The sequence below is a fragment of the Geomonas azotofigens genome (genome assembly GCF_018919395.1).
GTDB lineage: Bacteria > Desulfobacterota > Desulfuromonadia > Geobacterales > Geobacteraceae > Geomonas > Geomonas azotofigens.
In genome coordinates, this window is the sequence record NZ_JAHLME010000002.1 from 510,998 (window position 1) to 526,987 (window position 15,990).

14 protein-coding genes are annotated in these 15,990 nt (G+C 61.9%); 6 read left to right on the forward strand and 8 right to left on the reverse strand.

Annotated elements, in window-relative coordinates; all coding sequences use genetic code 11:
- Window positions 1-131: 131 nt before the first annotated feature.
- From KOL99_RS07250 to KOL99_RS07265, 4 genes are all read left to right on the forward strand, one after another.
- Window positions 132-1,484 (forward strand): class II 3-deoxy-7-phosphoheptulonate synthase, encoded by a 1,353-nt coding sequence (locus tag KOL99_RS07250; RefSeq protein ID WP_216509806.1) that lies wholly within the window; start codon window positions 132-134, stop codon window positions 1,482-1,484.
- Window positions 1,485-1,502: 18 nt separating this feature from the next.
- Window positions 1,503-2,978, forward strand: coding sequence for a leucyl aminopeptidase (locus tag KOL99_RS07255; protein ID WP_216509807.1), 1,476 nt, complete (start codon window positions 1,503-1,505; stop codon window positions 2,976-2,978).
- 180 nt (window positions 2,979-3,158) lie between these two features.
- The gene (locus tag KOL99_RS07260; protein WP_216509808.1) at window positions 3,159-3,899 is read left to right on the forward strand and encodes an endonuclease/exonuclease/phosphatase family protein; all 741 of its coding nucleotides are present in this window, start codon (window positions 3,159-3,161) and stop codon (window positions 3,897-3,899) included.
- On the forward strand, window positions 3,896-5,428 hold the full coding sequence (locus tag KOL99_RS07265) for a phospholipase D-like domain-containing protein (protein WP_216509809.1): 1,533 nt from the start codon (window positions 3,896-3,898) through the stop codon (window positions 5,426-5,428). Before KOL99_RS07260 ends, KOL99_RS07265 begins: the two co-directional genes overlap by 4 nt.
- Window positions 5,429-5,736: 308 nt before the next feature.
- Here KOL99_RS07265 and KOL99_RS07270 read toward each other — a convergent pair whose 3' ends face one another.
- The 8 genes from KOL99_RS07270 to KOL99_RS07305 form a co-directional block, all read right to left on the reverse strand.
- Window positions 5,737-7,011, reverse strand: a complete 1,275-nt coding sequence (locus tag KOL99_RS07270; RefSeq protein WP_216509810.1) for a M16 family metallopeptidase — start codon at window positions 7,009-7,011, stop codon at window positions 5,737-5,739.
- 141 nt (window positions 7,012-7,152) lie between these two features.
- Entirely contained in the window at window positions 7,153-7,629 is a 477-nt protein-coding gene (locus tag KOL99_RS07275) for a cytochrome P460 family protein (RefSeq protein ID WP_216509811.1), read from the reverse strand.
- A 116-nt stretch (window positions 7,630-7,745) separates the two neighbouring features.
- Complete coding sequence (locus KOL99_RS07280) at window positions 7,746-8,627, reverse strand: carotenoid biosynthesis protein (protein ID WP_216509812.1); 882 nt, start codon at window positions 8,625-8,627, stop codon at window positions 7,746-7,748.
- Between the two features lie 91 nt (window positions 8,628-8,718).
- Window positions 8,719-9,789: an MlaD family protein gene (locus KOL99_RS07285; RefSeq protein ID WP_216509813.1), complete on the reverse strand. Its 1,071-nt coding sequence runs from the start codon at window positions 9,787-9,789 to the stop codon at window positions 8,719-8,721.
- Window positions 9,790-9,825: 36 nt separating this feature from the next.
- The gene (locus KOL99_RS07290; protein ID WP_216509814.1) at window positions 9,826-10,602 is read right to left on the reverse strand and encodes an MlaE family ABC transporter permease; all 777 of its coding nucleotides are present in this window, start codon (window positions 10,600-10,602) and stop codon (window positions 9,826-9,828) included.
- Entirely contained in the window at window positions 10,599-12,011 is a 1,413-nt protein-coding gene (locus KOL99_RS07295; protein ID WP_328759954.1) for a hypothetical protein, read from the reverse strand. The genes KOL99_RS07290 and KOL99_RS07295 overlap by 4 nt, the downstream gene beginning before the upstream one ends.
- A 410-nt stretch (window positions 12,012-12,421) precedes the next feature.
- Window positions 12,422-12,949 carry a 3-isopropylmalate dehydratase small subunit gene (locus KOL99_RS07300; protein ID WP_216509815.1) on the reverse strand — a complete coding sequence of 176 codons (528 nt, stop codon included), beginning with the start codon at window positions 12,947-12,949 and terminating at the stop codon, window positions 12,422-12,424.
- A 120-nt stretch (window positions 12,950-13,069) separates the two neighbouring features.
- The gene (locus KOL99_RS07305; protein ID WP_216509816.1) at window positions 13,070-14,353 is read right to left on the reverse strand and encodes a 3-isopropylmalate dehydratase large subunit; all 1,284 of its coding nucleotides are present in this window, start codon (window positions 14,351-14,353) and stop codon (window positions 13,070-13,072) included.
- 161 nt (window positions 14,354-14,514) lie between these two features.
- On the opposite strand from KOL99_RS07305, the gene KOL99_RS07310 reads away from it, so the two are divergent.
- Entirely contained in the window at window positions 14,515-15,543 is a 1,029-nt protein-coding gene (locus KOL99_RS07310; RefSeq protein ID WP_216509817.1) for an LOG family protein, read from the forward strand.
- A 219-nt stretch (window positions 15,544-15,762) separates the two neighbouring features.
- Complete coding sequence (locus KOL99_RS07315) at window positions 15,763-15,966, forward strand: cold-shock protein (RefSeq protein ID WP_183350568.1); 204 nt, start codon at window positions 15,763-15,765, stop codon at window positions 15,964-15,966.
- Window positions 15,967-15,990: the final 24 nt, after the last annotated feature.

Here is a 15,990-nt window from a genome sequence, read left to right on the forward strand (position 1 = left end):
GACCTTCATTGATTTTATTAACTTTTTAGTTTTTCAATCGGCGTCAATCCTGCTACCATTGCAACGCGTTCCCCGGCACGCTTGCGCGCTCGCCCCGGATGCCCAATCCCAGGAATCAAAGAGGTTTCAGCATGCCTACCACGAAATGGAGCAAATCGAGCTGGCGCTCGTTTCCCGCCCTGCAGCAGCCGGTGTGGCCGGCGGGGCCGGCTCTGGACGAATCGCTGAAAACGCTCTCGCAGCTGCCGCCGCTGGTGTTCGCGGGCGAGTGCCAGACGCTTAAATCACAGCTTGCCGACGCGGTCGACGGTAACGCCTTCGTGCTGCAGTGCGGCGACTGCGCCGAGGATTTCTCGCGCTGCACCGGTCCCGATATCCGCGAATTGCTGAAGGTCATCCTGCAGATGTCGGTCGTCGTCGCCTACGCCGGCGAAAAGCGGGTCATCAAGATCGGGCGCATGGCGGGGCAGTACGCCAAGCCGCGCTCCTCGGACACGGAGCTGGTGAACGGGGTCGAGCTCCCGAGCTACCGCGGCGACATGGTGAACAGCCCCGAGCCGACCCTGGAGGCGAGAACGCCCGACCCGCGCCGCATGCTGGAGGGGTACTACCGCGCCGCCGCCACGCTGAACCTGGTACGCTCCTTCACCCTGGGCGGCTACGCCGCGCTGGACCGGGTGCAGGCCTGGCACCGCGCCTCGCTGGACGCCCTCCCCGCCGGCCAGAAGTACGAGGACCTGGTGCGCCAGATCTGGAAGACCATCAACTTTATGACCGCCATCGGCCTCGACCCGCAGCACACCCCGCAGTTGAACCAGGTGACCCTGTACACCTCGCACGAGGCGCTGCTGCTCGACTACGAGGAGACGCTCACGCGAATGGATTCCACCACCGGCGGCTGGTACGACTGCAGCGGCCACATGCTCTGGATCGGCGACCGCACCCGGCAGTTGGACGGAGCCCACATCGAGTTCCTGCGCGGCGTGAAGAACCCACTCGGCATGAAGATCGGCCCCAACTACGACCCCGACAACATCAAGGCGATCGTGGAGCGGCTGAACCCGGACAACGAACCGGGCCGCCTCACCCTGATCACCCGGTTCGGCGCCGACAAGGTGGCCAACCACCTCCCCAAGCTGCTGCGTGAGATGACCAGCGAGGGGTACCGCGTGGTCTGGAGTTGCGATCCCATGCACGGCAACACCTACCAGAACGAGTTCGGCCAGAAGTCGAGAAAGTTCGAGGACATCCTGCGCGAGATCAAGACCTTTTGGGAGATCCACAAGGCCGAGGGGACCGTGGCCGGCGGCGTGCACCTGGAGCTGACCGGCGACCATGTCACCGAGTGCACGGGGGGGAGCCGGCAGCTTTTGGACAAGCACCTGCACGAGAACTACCAGACCAACTGCGACCCGCGCCTCAACGCGGAGCAGAGCGTCGAACTCGCCTTCGAACTCGCTGAGATGCTGCACCCCTGCAAGTAACCATACCGGGAGGTTCCCATGAGAATCGACATCGGCTCGGCGAAGCCGCTCGAGCACGCCACCCCCGCCCTGGTCATCGGCTGCTTCGAGGATGACAGGGACCCGTTGTACCACGACTGCGACACCGCCTTGGGCGGCCTGCTCGGGCGCCTTGCGGAGAGCCGCGAGTTCACCGGAAAGCACGGTTCAGCCCGGCTTTTGCACACGCTGGGCAGGCTCCCGGCCGAGCGGCTCCTGCTGGTGGGACTTGGGAAGAAGAAGGATATCAGCGCCGAGCGCCTGCGCCAGGGTGCCGGCAACGCGGTTTCGGCGCTGCGCGGCGCACGGGTGGCGTCGTTCAGCAGCGCCCTGCACCACGCCGCCTCCCTGCCCCATGCCGCCGAGACCGTCGCGATGGGGATGCTCCTCGGCAGCTACAGTTTCGAGCAGTACAAGACCAAGGAAAAAGAGCTGCGCTTCACGTTCGACGCGGTGACCGTGCTGCTGGACTCCGGCGAGGAGGCCGAGGCCGAGCGCCAGGCGCTGGAACGGGCGCGCATCGTCAGCGAAGGGGTCACCCTGGCCCGCGACCTCGTTTCCCACCCGGGCAACGTGGTGACGCCGGTGTATCTCGCCCAGGCGGCGCGGGAACTGGCCGAGCGCAACGGGCTGGAGTGCCGGGTCTACGAGTTGGAGGAACTGGAGCGGATGGGGATGAACGCCCTGGTCGGCGTCGGCAAGGGGGCCGCCGTCGCGCCGCGTCTCATCGTGCTGCGGTACCAGGGGGGCAAGGGGCGTCCGGTCGCCCTGGTCGGCAAGGGGATCACCTTCGATTCCGGCGGCATATCGATCAAGCCCGGCGCCGGCATGGAGGCGATGAAGACGGACATGGCGGGGAGCGCGGCGGTACTTGGCACCATGGAGGCCGCGGCGCGCCTGAAGCTCCCGGTGAACCTGGTGGGAATCGTCCCGACCGCCGAGAACATGCCGGACGGCAACGCCTTCAAGCCGGGCGACATCCTCACCTCCCTGTCCGGGACCACCATCGAGATCACCAACACCGACGCGGAGGGGCGCCTGATCCTGTGCGACGCGCTCCACTTCGCCCGGGAGCAGTTCAAGCCCGCCGCCATGGTGGACCTCGCCACCCTCACCGGCGCCTGCGTGGTGGCCCTCGGGCACGAGGCGAGCGGCCTGATGGGTAACGACCAGCGCCTGGTGGACGCCCTGAAGCGGGCCGGCGACGAGACCGGCGAGCGGGTCTGGCCGCTGCCGCTTTGGGAGGAGTACGGCGAGGTCATGAAGAGCGACGTCGCCGACCTGAAGAATGCCGGGAGCCGTGACGGCGGCGCCATCAGCGCGGGGTGGTTTTTGAAGCAGTTCGTCGGCGACACCCGCTGGGCCCACCTGGACATCGCCGGCACGGCCTGGAACGACAAGGCCCGCCCCTACGGCCCCAAGGGAGCCACCGGCGTCGGTGTCCGGCTGCTGCTGGAGTTTTTGCAGGCACGATAACTGCCTTTGTCCCTCCCCCTCCCGCAAGGGGAGGGGGATCACGTCGCCCCGCCCCACCCCGCTCTGCTCTGCCCTAGCCCTCCCCCCCCAGCTTCAGCCGACCGGCCTCAATTGACATCCCCCCCGCTCCCGCTACCCTATAAAAGTTTTTTAATTTTACTTGGGCCCCGGGACCCCGCCATGCCCAAAACATTCTCCGTGATGACCTACAACGTCCACAGTTGCATCGGGACCGACCGGAAGCTCTCCCCGCTGCGCATCGCCGAGGTCATCGACCGGTGCAACCCGGACATCGTGGCGCTGCAGGAACTCGACGCCGGACTGCCGCGCACCCAGATGATCGACCAGGCCCACCTCATCGCCATGACCCTGGAGATGTCGTTTCACTTCCACTCCTCCATCCACTTAAAAGAAGGGGGCTACGGCAACGCGATCCTGAGCCGCGGCGAGGTGCGGCTCATCAAGGCGGGCGCGGTGCCGACCGACCCGCTGCGTCCCTCGTTCGAGCGCCGGGGCGCGGTCTGGGCGGAGGTGGTGCTGCGCGGTCACGTGATCCAGGTGCTCGCCACCCACTTCGGGCTCAATCGCGGCGAACGGGTGCAGCAGGCCAGGGCGATGACGGGTCATGAATGGCTTGAGCATCCGGAATGCAGCCACCCGGTGGTGCTCTGCGGCGATTTCAACGCCATGGCCGGCTCGCAGGTCTACCGGCTGCTGACCCGGCAACTGCACGACGTGCAGCGGGGCCTCACGGGACGTCTGCCCCGCGGTACCTGGCCGTCCCAGCTGCCGTTCATGCGCATCGACCACATGTTCGTCTCGCGGGAACTCAAGGTGCGCCAGGTCTCGGTGCCGCGCACCCCGCTCACCAGGGTCGCCTCGGACCACCTGCCGCTGGTCGTCACGCTGGAGTTGCCATGACCGTTCTGAACCCCGGCACCAACTGCATGGGCATCTATCCGGTCGAGGAAACGGGGGTGCTGGTTGACGCGGAGGACTACTATCGCGCCTTCTACCACACCGCACTGGCCGCTCGCAGCTACCTCCTCCTCGCCGGGTGGCAGTTCGACTCGGAGGTGCGCCTTCTGCGCGGGGACGACGAACACGACTCGGCGGGGGACACCCGGTTCCTAAAGTTTCTGGAGCGGCTCTGCCAGGCGAAACCGCAGCTGCACATCTACATACTCGCCTGGGACTTCAGCGCCGTCTTTTCGCTGGAACGGGAGTGGTTCCAGGACATCATCTTCAACTGGAACACCAACAAGCGGGTGCAGTTTCGTTTCGACAGCGTCCACGCGAGCGGCGCCACCCACCACCAGAAATTCATCATCGCCGACGGCGCCATCGCCTACCTGGGGGGGATGGACATCTGCTCATCGCGCTGGGACGATCGCCGCCACATGAAGGACAACCCGGACCGTGTCGACGTGGACGGCACCAGGTACGGTTCCTATCACGACATCCAGACCTACCACACCGGACCCGTTGTCGGGGTGTTGCTCGAACTGTTCCGGCAAAGGTGGCGCGATTCGGGAGGCGGCGAGCTCAAGCTGCCACGGGCCGGGGCCTTGATCCCGACGGTTCCCGCCGGCGCCTTCCCCCTCCCCGCGTCCCGGGTCGCGGTCTGCCGCACCGTGGCGCGCACCCCCCTCGCCGACCGGCGGGAAATCCATGAGATCCGGCACCTTTTCGTCAACGCCATCATGTCGGCGCAGCACCTCATCTACCTGGAAAACCAGTATTTCAGCTCGCAGGCGGTGTTCTGGTCGCTGGTCGCGCGGATGAGCATGGCGGAGCGCCCTCCCCTGCAGATCATCATGATGCTCCCGGACCGGCTGCCGCTCACCGAGGAGCTGTTCCTGGGACTCCCCCAGATGCGCATGATCCGGGCCCTGCAGCAGGTAGCCGAGAAAACCGGTCACACGCTGAGCGTCTACTCCTCAGCCGAGATGGACCACGGCAACCGCAAAATGACCTTCATCCACTCGAAGCTGCTCCTGGTCGACGACCGTTTCCTCACCATCGGTTCGGCCAACGCCACCAACCGCAGCATGGGGCTGGACACGGAACTGAACGTCGCCTGGGAGGTGGATCCCTCCTGTGGGGCACAGGAGATGACCGCCGCCATCCGCGCGTTGCGGGCCTCGCTTCTCGCTGAGCACGCGGGGCTTCTGGGGTGCGGCGAGGATTGGCGCTTTGAGAACGTGGAGAACCTGACCCGGCACCTCGAATGCCTGGCCGACGACCATGACGCCCGCCTGTGCCGCTACCAGCCGGATACCACCTTCGAGAACAGCGATCTGCCCGACGTCCTGGAGCCGATCCAGCGCGTGGTCGACCCTGAACACCCCGTCGGCAACGAGCTCATCTTCGAGAGCCTCACAAAATCGGAGCTTGGTTCCTTCGCAAGGGGTATATTTAAATTAAGCCAGATGATCATCGGGCTTTAGAAAGGGAAAAGGAGGCTACCGACATGACAGACGAAAGGAGACAGACGGGAGTAGAGATGGATGATCATTCCTGCGACGTCAGGGTTTGGAGTTCTTCCTGTGAACGCAACGTGTACAGCGATCAAAGCGAAAGGTATCTCTGCGCCTCGTGCGGCACCATAACCGGGTTGAAACACGAGATGCACCACGAGCACTTCCCGCATCTGTGCGGGGACACGGACGAAATGAGCTAGAGGCCGTGTTCGGCAGACGCAAAAAAAGGGGCGAGTCATCTCGCCCCTTTCCATTTTCCGTGGCAGCTGTTTCCCCTAGCGGGGCAGTCCCGGCCCTTCTCCCGGCCCCACCGATTCCACGCGCGGCACCACGTCCTTGAACAGCAACTGGGCCACCTCGCGCACCTCTTCGGCGCTGACCGCGGCGATGGCCTCCAGCGAGGACTCGATCGGCTCCGGCGCTCCCAAGAGCGAGGTGGTGTTGGAGATCCTGCGCACCTGGGTCTCGCAGTCGTCCAGGGCCATCAGCCTCGCGCAGCGGATCTGCTCCTTGGCGGCCACCAGGACCTCCTCGGTCACCTTCTCGTCACAGAACCTCAACACCTCGGCGTGGCAGACGTCAACCGCCTCCTGCGCGCGCTCCGGACCGGTCCCGGCGTAGATCATGAGGCCGGCGGAGTCCGTGTACGAGGACATCATGGAGTAGACCGTGTAGGCGAGGCTCCTGCGCTCGCGCACCTCGCGGAACAGGCGCGAGTTCATGCCGCTGCCAAGGATCTGGTTGAACACCGCCAGCTTGTGCCGATGCTCGTTGCCCGCCGGCGGCAGGGGATAGCCCATGTAGAAATGGGTCTGCTCCATGGGGCGGGTGTAGTGCATGTGCTCGCCCACCGCGACGTGATATCCGGACGCCGCTTTCTTGCCGCGCGGCGTCCCCGTCGGGAGCTCCCCCAAAAGGCGGGCCGCCTGGTCCGCGACCTGGTCGTGGTCGACGTTGCCCGCCACCGAGACGATGGTGGCGTTGGTCAGGTAGTTGGCGAGCTTGTGCTCCATCAGGCGCTCCCTGGTGATGGCGCCGATGGTCTCCGCGGTTCCGAGGATCGGCGTCCCCAGCGGGTGCCCCTGCCAGAACCCCTGGTGGAACTGGTTATAGATGAACCGGCCGGGATTGTCCTGGTTCATCAGGATCTCCTGCAGCACGACACCGCGCTCCTTCTCCACCTCCTCTTCGGGAAGCGAGGAATGGACGAACATGTCGGCCAGGATGTCGAAGGTGGCGGGGATGATGGAGGCGAGGGAAACGGCGTAGTAGAAGACCTCCTCCTGACTGGTGTAGGCGTTGGCCCGGGCGCCGATGCTGTTGAACTCGTCGGTGATCTGGTCCGCCGTGCGGGTCGGGGTCCCCTTGAAGAGGAGATGCTCTATGAAGTGGGAGGCGCCGCCGGTGTCGGGATCCTCGTTCCGGGTGCTGCTGTCTATGCGGATACCGATGGCGGCGCTCTGCATGCCGGGTATCTGCTGGCTGACTACCCGCACCCCGTTGGGGAGCGTAGTGAGACGAAGCTTGGGGGGCATCGACGAAGTAAACATATAAGCTCCTTAAAGCTACGGAATTGTTTCGGTTTGGATGTCAGGAATTATAACACGGCGCCTTAAGGAAAACAGTCAGGGAAAAAATACGCCTGCCGGTGGCCCGGCAGGCGCGCTTTAGAGGTGGAGAAGTAGGGAAGCTTACTTGAAGTCGGCGTAGCGGGAGAGGACGAAGCCCCGGTCCTTGGCGTCCTTTTCGTGGCACCCGAAGCAGTCGCGCTTGCCGTCCAGCCCCGAGGGCTTGCCATCCGGGGTGAAGCCGACGAAACGCCAGCCGCCCGTGTCCTGCGCCTTCTTGTCCCTTTGCATCATGACGATCATGCTCTTCTTGCCCGGCACCTGCTTCCCCCCCTCCTCCTTGATGGAGTAGTTGACGGCGACGAAGCGGCTCCCGTCCGGGTAGTTGGCGCCGCCGGACTTGTAGGTGGGCATCGCCTTCTTGTTCACGTAGATGTAGTGGATCCCGTAAAACATGGACTTCTTGTCGGTGATGACGCGGGCCTTGCTCTTGTCCCAGTTCTCGTAGTTTCTGGGGAGCGAGCCCTGGTCGGCGGCGCAGGCAGCGCCGACGGTACCGAGGATGGTGGCGAGGGTGAGAACGGAAAGGGTTTTTTTCATGTCAGGCCTCCGAAGAGTTGAGAGTTGGTCCTTGTGGGACAAGACGGGCGAATGATCATTCGCCCCTACAGGGATACCACAGGCGGCATCCCGTTCAAACAAGCGTTGGATGAATTTCATTTTGCCTGAGTGCGGCCGCCGGCTCCCGAAGCGGCCGGAGACCAGGGATAGTCGGCCAGGTGGGCGGCGAGCTCGTCCTTGTGGTAGCGGTCCAGCTTCTGACGAAAGAGCACCACGGCCATCACCACCGGCAGGGTGAAGATGAAGATGCCGGTGAGCCCCATCAGGTTCTCGCCGATGTAGAAGGTGACCCCGAGGTTGAAGGCTATCACGCAGAGGTAGAGAAAGGGGCCGTACAGCGAGCGGTACGGTGCCGCGCCGACCCCGGCGGGACGCTCCTTTGCCGAGCAGAGGCGGTCGATCAACTGCAGCACCAGTACCAGCAGCGCGCTCACCAGCCACCACCCGAAGTAGTTGGACATGGGGATGCCGAAATGGGTGCCGACCTCGCGGTAGCCGTAGATGCGCCCCAGGAACCACCGGCTCCCCTGCAGGGCAACCGGGTCGGTGACGATGTCGAGGAACACCTGGAACAGCGAGCCGAGCAGAAGCACCGCGAAGGAGCGCCGGATGCGGCCGGTCTCCAAGAGGACCAGGTCCCCCTTGACCCGCTTGGCGGGCGCCAGGACCAACAGGGCGGTGGCGTAGCTGCAGTAGGTCAAAAAGACATAGGAAAGCGAGTCGAAGAAGGGGACGCCGGCGATCCAGAGTTCCCGGTCGCGGGTGACGTCCACGTAGTAGTACCAGCCGTAGGGAAAGCCGGTGTTGATGGAGGAAAACTCGGAGGCGAAGGCCACCAGGTAGCCGCAGACGGTGAACCAGATGGTCTTTTTCCACCCCAGGTGCAGCACCGCCGCCACGAGGTAGACGGCGAAAAAGGCGAAGACATAGGGACGCATGGTGAAGGTCCCCACCGCGATATCGAGGATATGGGTCATGCCGGAGAGCTCCTTGAGAAAAAGGCGGCGTCACGCAAACGTGGGGGCGGAATAGTTCCGTCCCCACGCCGCCAGCACTGTTGTTTTGGTGTTAGAACAGGGTCCCGACGATGGAGCCGAGCACCGAGATCGGACCGGTGTCCCCCAGTCCCTCCATGGCGCGTTCCGCCTTCTTGAGGGTAGCCGTCGTGTCGCGGTAGAGCTGGTCCTCGTTGACCAGTTTGCCGATGGTCCCCTGGCCGGAGTTGATCTTCTGGGTGATTTCCTTCACGTTCTTGGAGGCGTCGCGCAGTTCGGTGTAGAGGCTGTCGTCGTAGACGAGCTTGCCCAGGGTCCCTTCGCCCTTGTTGATCTTGGCGGTGATGTCCTTCACGTCTTTCATGCCCGCGTTCAGGTCCTTCACACCGCTGCGGAGGTCCTTGATCAGGGCGGAGGCGTCGTTGTAGACGGTCTCGTCGTTGACCAGCTTGCCGAGCGTCCCCTCCCCCTTCTCTATCTTGGTGGAGACCACCCTGAGGCTGCTCACCGCGCTGGAGGCATCGTCGTAGAGCTTCCGGTCGTTCAGGAGCATGGCCAGCGAGCCTTCGCCGCGGTCCATCTTGCCGGTGATGCTGCTGATGTTGGAGATGGCGTCCCTCAGGTTGCCGCGGTTCTCATCCAGCATCCCCGACACCTTCTTCAGCACGTCCTCCTGGTTCTTGTTCAGGTTGTTGATGAGGACCTTGGTGTCCTTCACCACGTCCGAGAGGTTGTCCACGATGATGTCTATGTTGGCGACATCCTTGCCGCGCACCGTCCCCCCCTCGGGAAGAAGCGCACCGTTGGGCGAGCCGAAGGAAAGCCCCAGGAACTGCCCGCCCAGGAGGTTGGTGAGCCTTAAGCCCGCCACGGTGTCTACCTTGATGCGGGTGCCAGGTTTCACCTCGAAGTCGATCTCTATCTTGTCGTTCAAGACGATGATCTTGGTGATGCGCCCGACATCGACCCCCGCCAGGCGGACCGGGTCGCCCACCTTGAGGCCGGTGATGCTGGTGAGGTAGGTCCGGTACATGATCTTCTTCTCAAAGGGGTTCCACTTCTCCCCAACCTCGAGCAGCACGCCCAGGATGATGAGACCGAACACGAAGAACATGCCGACCTTTTTCTCTACTGATAGAGCCATATATCTCTTCCTCCGGAAACGGAAAACGTAAAAGTGCTACATGAGCAGCCTGGTCAGGACGTAGTCGGCGACCAGGATCAGCATGAACGAGAGCACGACGGACCTTGTGGTGGACTGGCCGATGCCCCGGGCGCCCCCCGAGGTGGCGAAGCCGACGTAGCAGCAGACCAGGGCGATGATGCCGCCAAAGCACATGGACTTGGTGAGACCGATGCCGATCTCCTTCATCTTGAGGGCGGCGGTGAGGCTGTCGTAGTAGGTCGCGTACGAGACGAAGATCTGCGGGTGCAGGTTGCTGATCAACGCCCCCCCGATGATGCCGATCAGGTCCGAGTAGAGCACCAGGGCGGGAACGCAGATGATGCAGGCGATGAAGCGCGGCATGGCGAGATACCGCACCGGGTCGATGTCCAGGGTCTTCAGTGCGTCGATTTCCTCGTACACGGTCATGACACCCAGTTCGGCGGCCATGGCCGAGCCGCAGCGCCCGGCGACCAGGAAGCTGGTCATGACCGGCCCCAGTTCGCGCACCATGGAATGGCCCACGATGGCCCCGATGATGTTCTGGCCGCCGTACTTCTGCAACTCCACCCCGGTCTGCAGGGCGAGCACCATCCCCACGAAAAAGGCCATGACCGATGCGACGGGCAGGGTGTCCCAGCCGACGATTGCCATCTGGGTCAGGATGCTCGGGATATTGCGGGGCGCCTCGCGTATGAAGTACACGACCTTCCCCATGAGGATGGTCATCTCCCCCAGCACCTGGTAGAAGTAGAGCACCCTCTTGCCTAGCGGTTCGAAAACTTGGCTCACTTATCCCCCCATTTCAGTCCGAAGGGGAGCCAGAAGAGGCTCAACTCCTCTTGCCCGCCATCTCGTTTCAGGCTTACCAGCCCCTTCAGGAATTTCAGTTCCCTCTCCCTGGCCGTGTCGCGGTAGGAGATGAATGGGAAGAACTCGTAGGCGAGGTCGTTGCCGCGCCGTTCATGCCAGAACAGGTTCCAGAGCAGGGTCGACGTGGAGTTGCCCCCCTGGTCCCAGCGTCTCTGGTAGATGCGCCACAAAGGTGCCCAATCCTTCTCGATCCCTTCCTTGTCCAGGATCGACTCGACCGGGGCGGGGAAGGAGAAGGAAGAGACCCCCTCGGGGCTCTTGCGATACAAGAACAGTGGCCACATGGTGGTGCGGCGCCGCTCGTTGCCGTCTTTGGGCCAGAACTCGTGGTTATCCCGGTACAGGAAGAAGAGGACCCGGTCCTGGTCCTGGCTGAAGTTCTCGGATTTCAGCTCCTCATGCCTGTACAAGGGCCAGAGATACCAGCTCTTCTCGCCGCCGGAAAAGACCTCGTGCGAGTAGAACGGGAGAAAGGTGTCGCTGCTCTTCTTCTCGCCGCGCACCTTGGTGATGAAGGGCCAGAAGTAGTCGACCTCCTCCTGCTTCTTGCCGCGGTCCTCGGTGTAGCCAAAGAAAGGCCACAGGTAGCTGCGCGAGGTCTTCTTGGGCGAATCGGTCGAGGCATAGAGCGGGAAGATGAACTTCCTCCGGGTCGGGTTATCCGTGTTGAGCCCGGTGCTCTCCGAGGTGTAGAAGGGCCACAGCACAAAACGCTTCTCGTACACGCCGGTCTTGTGCGACTGGCCGTAGAGCGGGAAGACGTCGAAGCCGGACTCGTTATCACCGGAGGTGGTGGCGAAGATGGGCCAGAGGTAGTGCCTGGTGGTGGTCCCCTTCTTCACCGTGCTGCCGTAGAGCGGGAACATCACGAAGTGGTACTCGTCGCGCCAGAACCGGTCATAGATGTTTCCGTAGATCGGAAAGAAGGCGCGATAGTGGCCGTGCCGCTTGGAGTCCCCGGAGATGTAGAACGGAAACAGCATGGTCGACTTTTCCCGCTCCGGTTCCGACTCCTGCTTGCGGTAGCTGGAGGTCCTGAACAGCTGCAGCACTTCGAAGTTGTCGGTCTCGGGAGTCTTTTCCTGGGTCGCCACCGGATAAAGGTAATAGGAAGAGGAAGCACGATCCTCAGCGCGTTCGGTCCGGTAGAACAGCGGACGCAGGGCGATATCCCTGTCATCACCGTTTCTCTGGTACTTGAAAAGGGGACCTAAGATGGCGAGGTTGCTGAAGCGCTCCTTGGGGCTCTCGCGATAGTCGATCAGGGGCCACAGGGTGAAGATGGTCCCTTTCTGCCCGGACGCCTTATCGGCCTTCGGCTCGGACACCTGCTCGGCCTTCTGCGCGGCCGGAGGCTCAGACCTCGGTACCGGCTGTGACTCGGGCTGTGGTTCGGCACAAGCAACGGTTGCCACGAATAGCAGGGCGGACAATGCAGTTATGGACGGCGTGGAACGTGTCATGTACCTCTTACTGACTCAAATATTGTATTGGATTTCGGATAGTAACTGCTGCAATCAAGCATAGTCAATCAAAATATAGTCCCGATGGAGGCTGGAATGAATCTGATGGAGTAGTCTCAAGACAATTTCGACACCTGCAGCCTAGATCATTAACACCACGCGAAAGTTATGCCACTTCTTCGCGAAATGTCCAGCATTGAGGCGAAAAAGAGCGAGGCAGGAAACGTCAGTCTCCTGCCTCGTCGGATGATGATGTGCTTTGAATACCAGACCTATCAGTACTTGCTGTCGGCGTAGTCAACCCAGCCGCCGGCAAGAACCAGCGCCTTGTCGAACGGAGAGATTTCGAACTGCATCGACTCCTCCCGTCCCCCGCCTTTGACAGTGAGGGTGGTATTGGCCACGTCCACCTCGATCGCGGCGTCGACAGCGCCGGCGTAGCTGAAGAGCTGGTCGATCTTCTCCGGGGAGAGTTCGATGGCCGCCATGCCGCAGTTGAACATGTTCTGGCGGAAGATCCTGGCGAAGGACTGGGCGATGACCACGTTGATGCCGTTCACCTCGAAGACCCAGGGGGCGTGCTCGCGTGAGGAGCCGCAGCCGAAGTTGGCGCGGGTCACAACGGCGCCGGCGCCGAAGGTCTTGTCGCTTTTGGGGTCAAAGCCCGGGAGTTTGAGGTCTTCCAGGAGGTACGGCTTCAAGTCCTCCTTGGTGATCTCGGTGAGGTACTTGGCCGGGATGATCTCGTCGGTGTTTATGTCGCTACGGTCCAGGAAAAGGGCCGGGCCGCCAAATGTTTTCATATCGATCTCCTAGTCTAGCGGGAGCTCCCGCATTTTCGTTGTCAGTGTGTGTCAATGGTCCCTGGTCAACGGCAACGACGCTTGGTCGTTGTCAGATGTCAATTGTCCATTGTCAATTTCTTACAAGTACTTGCGCGGGTCGGCAAGTTTGCCTTCGATGGCGGAGGCGGCGGCGGTCGCCGGCGAGAGCAGGTGCACCATGCCCCCCTTGCCCATCCTCCCCATGAAGTTGCGGTTGGTGGTGGAGGCGCAGACCTCGCCCTCGGCCAGGACGCCGTTACTCATGCCCAAGCAGGCGCCGCAGGTCGGGTTGGTGACGCAGAAGCCCGCGTCCATGAAGATCTGGATCAGCCCCTCGGCCACCGCGTCCTTGTAGATCTGCGGCGTTGCCGGGGAAAGGATGGCGCGCACGGTCGGGGCGATCTTTTTACCCTTGAGGATCTGGGCGGCGACCCTCAGGTCCTCGAGACGGCCGTTGGTGCAGGAGCCGAGGTAGATCTGGTCCACCGGCTGGCCGGCCATCTCGTCGATGCTCTTAACCTGGTCCGGCTTGTAGCCGAAGGTGCAGAGCGGAGTCAGGTTGGAGAGATCGAGGTCGATCACCTTGTCGTACTCGGCATCGGCGTCGGAGGCCCACTTGCTGTACTCGGCGACCGCCGCTTCCTTGGAAGCGAAGGAGTCGGAGATGAAGGGCCAGAGGTAATCCACGGTGACGCGGTCCGGGGCGCAGATGCCGGAGGTGCCGCCCGCCTCGATGGCCATGTTGCACAGGGTCATCCTGGACTCCATGGTCATGCCGTCGACGATGGGGCCGCCGAACTCGATGACGCGGTCGGTGGCGCCGTTCACGGTCAGCTCGCCGATGACGCGCAGGATGGCGTCCTTGGCGTAGACCCCCTTGGGAAGGGTGCCGTTTAGGTTGATCCTGATGGTCTTGGGCTCGCGGAAGGCGCAGACACCCTTGAGGATCCCCACCTCGAGGTCGGTGGTGCCGACGCCGGCGGCGAAGGCGCCGAAGGCGCCGTGGGTGCAGGTATGGGAATCACCCATGATCACGGTGTTGCCCGGGCGGATGAACCCCTTCTCCGGGAACAGCGCGTGGCAGACGCCGTTGGCGCCGATGTCGAAGAAGTCCTTGATATCGTGGCGGCGCGCCCAGTCCCTGAGCATCTTGGCCTGGGTGGCGGTCTTGGAGTCCTTGCTCGGGGTGACGTGGTCGATGACCGCCTTGATCTTGGTGTTGTCGAAGACCCGGTCCTTGCCGCGCGCCATGAGGTCGGCGATGGCGATGGGGGTGGTGATCTCGTGGCACATCACCACGTCGATGCCGAGCACTTTCGTTCCTGCAAAAGGCTCATCAACCAGATGGGCCGCGAATATCTTTTGAGCCGTAGTCATACCCATAAATTGCGCTTCCTTTTAAAGGTTGGAATGGTTTTTCACAGCAGCCAAGATAATAAAATAACAGCAACAAATCAAACTAATAATTGTTCAATGTTATTAAACATTTGCCTGTAGATATACCCGTGCTATAATGGCCGCCTCAATCCAACAGGGAGCCTCCTATGCAACTTCGTTTCAACAGAACAAACAGTGAAATCGACCAGATGATTGACGATCTGATGCAGAAGGCCGGAGGGGTGCACCACCCCGAGCAGACACGGGAGATGATCATCGCCGCGCTCAAGGCGGGACAAGACACGAGCTACCTGGCGGACCTTAAGCTTTTGAGCAACACCATGAAGGAGATGCGCTACACCACCACGGTGTTCGCCCCCTACCGACACAAGAAGAAGGTCACCATCTTCGGCTCGGCGCGCACCCTCCCAGAGGAAGAGATGTACCAGAAGTGCATCAAGTTCAGCCGGCTCCTGGCGGAAAAGGGATACATGATCATCACCGGCGGCGGAGGCGGCATCATGCAGGCGGGCAACGAGGGCGCCGGGAGCGAGAGCTCCTTCGCCGCCAACATCAAGCTCCCCTTCGAGCAGAGCGCCAACCCGATCATGCTGAAGAACCCCAGGCTGATCACCTACAAGTACTTCTTTAACCGCAAGGTCGCTTTCGTAAAGGAATCCGACGCCATCGCGGTGTTCCCGGGCGGCTTCGGCACCCTGGACGAGGCGATGGAGGTCTTCACCCTGGTACAAACCGGCAAGACCAGCCCCAAACCGCTGGTTCTGGTCGACGACGAGGAAGGGTACTGGGAACACTTCTTCCGCTTCATCAAGGAACGACTGCTGGTTATGGGCTTCATCTCGGCCGAGGATTTTTCCATCTTCACCATCACCAAGAGCTATGAAGAGGCGGTCCAGGTCATCGACGACTTCTACGCCAACTACCATTCTATTCGCTTCGTCAACGGCGAGCTCATCATCCGGCTCAACAAGGTTCTCACGCCTGAACAGATCGAGATGCTGGAAAACGAATTCCCGGAATTGAGATTAGAGGGGAGCCGCATCGAGCTCATTAGCGCCCGCCCTGAGGAGGCCGACGAGCCGGATCTCCTTGAATTGCCGCGCATCGCTTTCCGGTTCCACCACCAGCACTACGGCCTGCTGATAGCCTTCATTAGGAGGTTAAACACCTTTTAGTAGAGGCTCTTTGAAAAAACGTTTTGTAAATATTTTCTTGACAAGGTTATTACACGATGTTAATTTTTATTCCAGCAGCTAGTTCTGGAAGTTTGCCGCGCCGAAAAGCCAAAGGGTTACTGCCACTTTGAGCCATTTCCAGCCCAAGAACCTTCCGGAAATTGCAGCATCAAACGTAGATCCGGCAGAGTACCGGAGGTTAGAAAAGGAGGCAGGAAAATGGCACAGGGCAAAGTTAAATGGTTCAACGACGCGAAAGGATTCGGCTTCATCGAGCAGGAGAACGGCGAGGACGTGTTCGTGCACTTCTCCGCGATCACCGGGGAAGGCTTCAAGTCCCTGGCTGAAGGGGAGTCTGTCTCCTTTGACGTGACCAACGGTCCGAAAGGTCTGCAGGCCGCCAACGTCAAGAAGCTGGGCTAATATTTAGCCTCGTGCGTCAAAAGG

Excerpts from the sequence above, each read along its gene's own strand:
- KOL99_RS07260 (WP_216509808.1), top strand. The coding sequence starts at position 3,159 with ATGCCCAAAACATTCTCCGTGATGACCTACAACGTCCACAGTTGCATC.
- KOL99_RS07255 (WP_216509807.1), top strand. The coding sequence starts at position 1,503 with ATGAGAATCGACATCGGCTCGGCGAAGCCGCTCGAGCACGCCACCCCC.
- KOL99_RS07280 (WP_216509812.1), bottom strand. The coding sequence starts at position 8,627 with ATGACCCATATCCTCGATATCGCGGTGGGGACCTTCACCATGCGTCCC.
- KOL99_RS07300 (WP_216509815.1), bottom strand. The coding sequence starts at position 12,949 with ATGAAAACATTTGGCGGCCCGGCCCTTTTCCTGGACCGTAGCGACATA.
- KOL99_RS07250 (WP_216509806.1), top strand. The coding sequence starts at position 132 with ATGCCTACCACGAAATGGAGCAAATCGAGCTGGCGCTCGTTTCCCGCC.
- KOL99_RS07285 (WP_216509813.1), bottom strand. The coding sequence starts at position 9,789 with ATGGCTCTATCAGTAGAGAAAAAGGTCGGCATGTTCTTCGTGTTCGGT.
- KOL99_RS07305 (WP_216509816.1), bottom strand. The coding sequence starts at position 14,353 with ATGGGTATGACTACGGCTCAAAAGATATTCGCGGCCCATCTGGTTGAT.
- KOL99_RS07270 (WP_216509810.1), bottom strand. The coding sequence starts at position 7,011 with ATGTTTACTTCGTCGATGCCCCCCAAGCTTCGTCTCACTACGCTCCCC.
- KOL99_RS07275 (WP_216509811.1), bottom strand. The coding sequence starts at position 7,629 with ATGAAAAAAACCCTTTCCGTTCTCACCCTCGCCACCATCCTCGGTACC.
- KOL99_RS07265 (WP_216509809.1), top strand. The coding sequence starts at position 3,896 with ATGACCGTTCTGAACCCCGGCACCAACTGCATGGGCATCTATCCGGTC.
- KOL99_RS07315 (WP_183350568.1), top strand. The coding sequence starts at position 15,763 with ATGGCACAGGGCAAAGTTAAATGGTTCAACGACGCGAAAGGATTCGGC.
- KOL99_RS07310 (WP_216509817.1), top strand. The coding sequence starts at position 14,515 with ATGCAACTTCGTTTCAACAGAACAAACAGTGAAATCGACCAGATGATT.